This is a genomic window from Protofrankia sp. CiP1_Cm_nod3, assembly GCF_982290655.1.
In genome coordinates, this window is record NZ_CEVIVD010000088.1 from 17,155 (window position 1) to 20,956 (window position 3,802).

Genomic DNA, 3,802 nt, shown 5'->3' on the forward strand with positions numbered 1-3,802 from the left:
TATGGACGCCGCCGGCGTGCCGACGGCCGTGCCCGACCAGGCGCATCCACGGACGGCTGACGCGGAGGACATTTCCGGTCTGCCCTGACAGCGGCCAGGCCCGCCCCGCTTCCCGGTGGCCACCGGAGTCTCCCGATGACCGGATGCCGGCGGCCGGGCCGCTGCGCGGCCGGACCGCCCGGACAGCGCCCGCCGCGGGCGGTGACGACGGCCCCGCCCCGGGGCCGGCGACGAGCATGCGAGAATCGGCGGACGCGCTCGGTGCCCGCTTGCCGGCCGGTCTGGTCCGGCTGCCGGTCCGCCTGACGCGGCGCCGTGACATCGTCGTCCTGGAAGCCCTCGGACGCCGCGGGCACTCCGGGAGCCCTGGGAACCTCGGAAATCCCGGAAGCCTCGGAAACCTCGGAAGGGTGGTGAGACGTGCCCGACGGCCCGTTGATCGTCCAGTCGGACAAGACCCTGCTACTGGAAGTCGATCACCCGCTGGCCGGCAACGCGCGGGCCGTGATCGCGCCGTTCGCGGAGCTGGAACGTTCACCCGAGCACATACACACCTACCGGATCACCCCGTTGGCGCTGTGGAACGCCCGGGCCGCCGGCCACGACGCCGAACAGGTCGTCGACGCGCTCGTCCGGTTCTCCCGCTACGCCGTTCCGCACGCGCTGCTCGTCGACATCGCCGACACCATGGACCGCTACGGCCGGCTGCGGCTGGAGAACGACCCGGTGCACGGGCTGGTGCTGCGCACCGTCGACCGCGCGGTGCTCACCGAGGTCGTCCGGTCGAAGAAGGTCGCGCCGATGCTCGGGCAGCGCCTCGACGACGACTGCGTCGCGGTGCACCCGTCCGAGCGGGGGCGGCTCAAGCAGGCGCTGCTGAAGATCGGCTGGCCGGCCGAGGACCTGGCCGGTTACGTCGACGGTGAGGCGCACCCGATCGAGCTGCGTCAGGACGGCTGGGAGCTGCGCAGCTACCAGAAGGGCGCGGTGGCGGGTTTCTGGGAGGGCGGCTCGGGCGTGGTGGTGCTGCCCAGCGGCGCCGGCAAGACCATCGTCGGCGCCGCCGCCATGGCGCACGCCCGCGCCACCACCCTGATCCTGGTCACCAACACCGTCGCCGGCCGCCAGTGGCGGTCGGAGCTGCTCAAGCGCACGTCGCTCACCGAGGAGGAGATCGGCGAGTACTCCGGCGAGCGCAAGGAGATCCGTCCGGTCACCATCGCCACCTACCAGGTGATGACGGCCCGCCGCAAGGGCGAGTACCTGCACCTGGAGCTGTTCGGCGCCCGCGACTGGGGGCTGATCGTCTACGACGAGGTGCACCTGCTGCCGGCGCCGGTCTTCCGGATGACCGCCGACATCCAGTCCCGCCGCCGGCTTGGCCTGACCGCGACCCTGGTGCGCGAGGACGGCCGGGAGGGCGACGTCTTCTCGCTGATCGGCCCCAAGCGCTACGACGCCCCCTGGCGCGAGATCGAGGCCCAGGGCTGGATCGCGCCGGCCGAGTGCACCGAGGTGCGGGTGACCCTCACCGAGGACGAGCGGATGGCCTACGCCGTCGCCGAGGCCGAGGAACGTTACCGCATGTGCGCCACCGCCTACAGCAAACGGGCGGTGGTACGCCGGCTGGTGCAGCGGCACGCCGACGACCAGGTGCTCGTCATCGGCGCCTACCTCGACCAGCTCGACCAGCTCGGCGAGCTGCTTGACGCCCCGGTCATCCAGGGGTCGACCCGCAACCGGGAGCGCGAACGCCTGTTCGAGGCGTTCCGGTCGGGGGAGATCAGCACGCTGGTCGTCTCCAAGGTCGCGAACGTGTCGATTGATCTTCCGGAGGCGGCGGTCGCCATCCAGGTCAGCGGCACGTTCGGCTCACGTCAGGAGGAGGCGCAGCGGCTCGGGCGGGTGCTGCGCCCGAAGGCCGACGGCCGGGGCGCGCACTTCTACACCGTGGTCTCCCGGGACACGATCGACCAGGAGTACGCCGCGCACCGCCAGCGCTTCCTCACCGAGCAGGGCTACGTCTACACGATCGTGGACGCCGACGACATCCCCGACCCCGCGTAGCCGTCCAGCCAGGCCCGGCCGTTCGGCCCCGAACGGCCGGGCGACGGTCACTCCGGGTTTGGTGGGTCCACGAGGGTGGACGGAATGATCGTGCAGGGTACCGGTGTGGTCACCGTCAGCTCCTCGTCCCCGGTCGCGGATCCCAGCGGTATGTAGGCGCCGTCGACGAGCCGGTAGGCGTCGACCCGCGGGCCGTCCGGGTCGACGAGCCAGCAGTCGGGCACGCCGTGGTCCCGGTAGAGGTCGAACTTGAGCGTCCGGTCGTAGCGGCGGCTGCCGGCCTCGGCGACCTCGACGACCAGCAGCGGCAGGCTGGTGATCCGTTGCGGGCGGTCGTCGTCGTCACCGGCCGCGGCCACGACGATGTCGGGGACGACCTCGCTGCGCGGCTCGATCCGGACGCTGACGTCACGGGTGTGGACGCGCATGTCGGCCGGGGTGGCCTCGACGAGCAGCCGGACCAGGCGTTTGGTCACCCGGGCCTCCAGCGGCGTCGGCCACGGGCGGATCACGAACATCCCGTCGACGAGCTCGAAGCGCGGGTCGAGCGCGAGCTCGTCGAGGTCCGTCACGGTGAGCGGCGGGGCGGGCAGCGTCAGGACGGGACGGAGCGACCGTGTCGCGGAGCCGGGAGCGGGCACGCCAGTAATGGTGCCTTGTGACCCGGAGACTGTCTAAATGTTCTTCGCCGGGGCGCTGTCAGCCGAGGCCGCGGGAGTCCTGCTTGAGCGCGGTGTCTATGGTGAGCGCGGAGGCGACCACCAGGCCGCGCAGCGGATCCGTCAGCGGACGGTGGATCTGGACGACGTAGTTGTCAGCGGTGGTGAACAGGGTGCGGGCCAGCCCCTCCCAGGTCTTCGTCACCCGGGCGATCTCGGTGCCGCTGTGGTCGACGATCGAGAAGTTCCACGCCCGCCAGTTCTCCGTTTTGATCATCCCGATGGGCGTCCCGCCGGTCTCCAGCGCGAAACGGATCTTACCGAAGATGTTCTGCTGGACGATCTGGCCGATCTCGAAGCCGTCCGGCCGGGTGACGATCACACGTGACCTGAAGACCTTCGCCGGCCGGGTGAGGACCAGATGGGCCACGCCGGCGCTGTCGCGCACCTCAAGCCGGTGGGTGAAGAACTGGTCGAGCGAGCTTACGAACCGCACCGCTTTCTTCAACGCGCTCTGGCCGATCTCGACAACCGAACCGATCTGGTTGCCGGCCTGGTCGAACACGGCGTATTCGTTCGTCAGTTCGATGAGCTTGGTCTTCTGGTTGACCACCAGGACCGGTTCGGTGAAAAGCGTCCCGCCACCGCCGTGGACGGGTCGCACGCCCGCCTGCTCGGAAAGCTGGCGCTGGATGCGGTCCGGTGTGTAGCTGGTCTGTACCGGCGCGTTCTGATAGCCCTGTGGAGTTCCCCAGCCCTGCGTGGGTGCCGCCTTGCCCGGTGATCCTGGCTGCCCCGATGGCGTGTCGCTGACCTGGTCGGTCCAGGTGGTGCCGTCCCAGTAGCGGAAGCCGTGCTGGCCGGACGGGTCGGCGTACCAGCCGGCCGGCGGCGTGGTCTGGGTCATCTCGTACACACTCCCGGTCATGGTGCTGTCCGCGGCCCACCGCGCGCCCATGGTGGCGGTAATCCCACCGGAACCGGCGCTTCACGAGAGTATGCCCGACATGCTCGACAAACCGCCGCAACCGCCGTTGACATCGCATACACGACGGATGACACCCGCGGCGCAGGCG

3 protein-coding genes are annotated in these 3,802 nt (G+C 70.5%); 1 reads left to right on the forward strand and 2 read right to left on the reverse strand.

Going from position 1 to position 3,802, the window contains the following annotated elements; genetic code table 11:
* Positions 1–420 precede the first annotated feature (420 nt).
* A complete protein-coding gene (locus AC5LUJ_RS16315) occupies positions 421–2,067 on the forward strand; it encodes a DNA repair helicase XPB (RefSeq protein WP_250285415.1) in 1,647 nt (548 codons plus the stop codon).
* 47 nt (positions 2,068–2,114) lie between these two features.
* Here AC5LUJ_RS16315 and AC5LUJ_RS16320 read toward each other — a convergent pair whose 3' ends face one another.
* Both AC5LUJ_RS16320 and AC5LUJ_RS16325 read right to left on the reverse strand, forming a co-directional pair.
* Positions 2,115–2,708, reverse strand: coding sequence for a Uma2 family endonuclease (locus AC5LUJ_RS16320; RefSeq protein ID WP_250285414.1), 594 nt, complete (start codon positions 2,706–2,708; stop codon positions 2,115–2,117).
* 58 nt (positions 2,709–2,766) lie between these two features.
* The gene (locus tag AC5LUJ_RS16325) at positions 2,767–3,633 is read right to left on the reverse strand and encodes an LURP-one-related family protein (RefSeq protein WP_493465237.1); all 867 of its coding nucleotides are present in this window, start codon (positions 3,631–3,633) and stop codon (positions 2,767–2,769) included.
* Positions 3,634–3,802 lie beyond the last annotated feature (169 nt).

What these genes read in the sequence shown, in the direction of transcription:
- AC5LUJ_RS16325 (WP_493465237.1), bottom strand. Translation starts at nt 3,633, where the DNA reads ATGACCCAGACCACGCCGCCGGCCGGCTGGTACGCCGACCCGTCCGGC.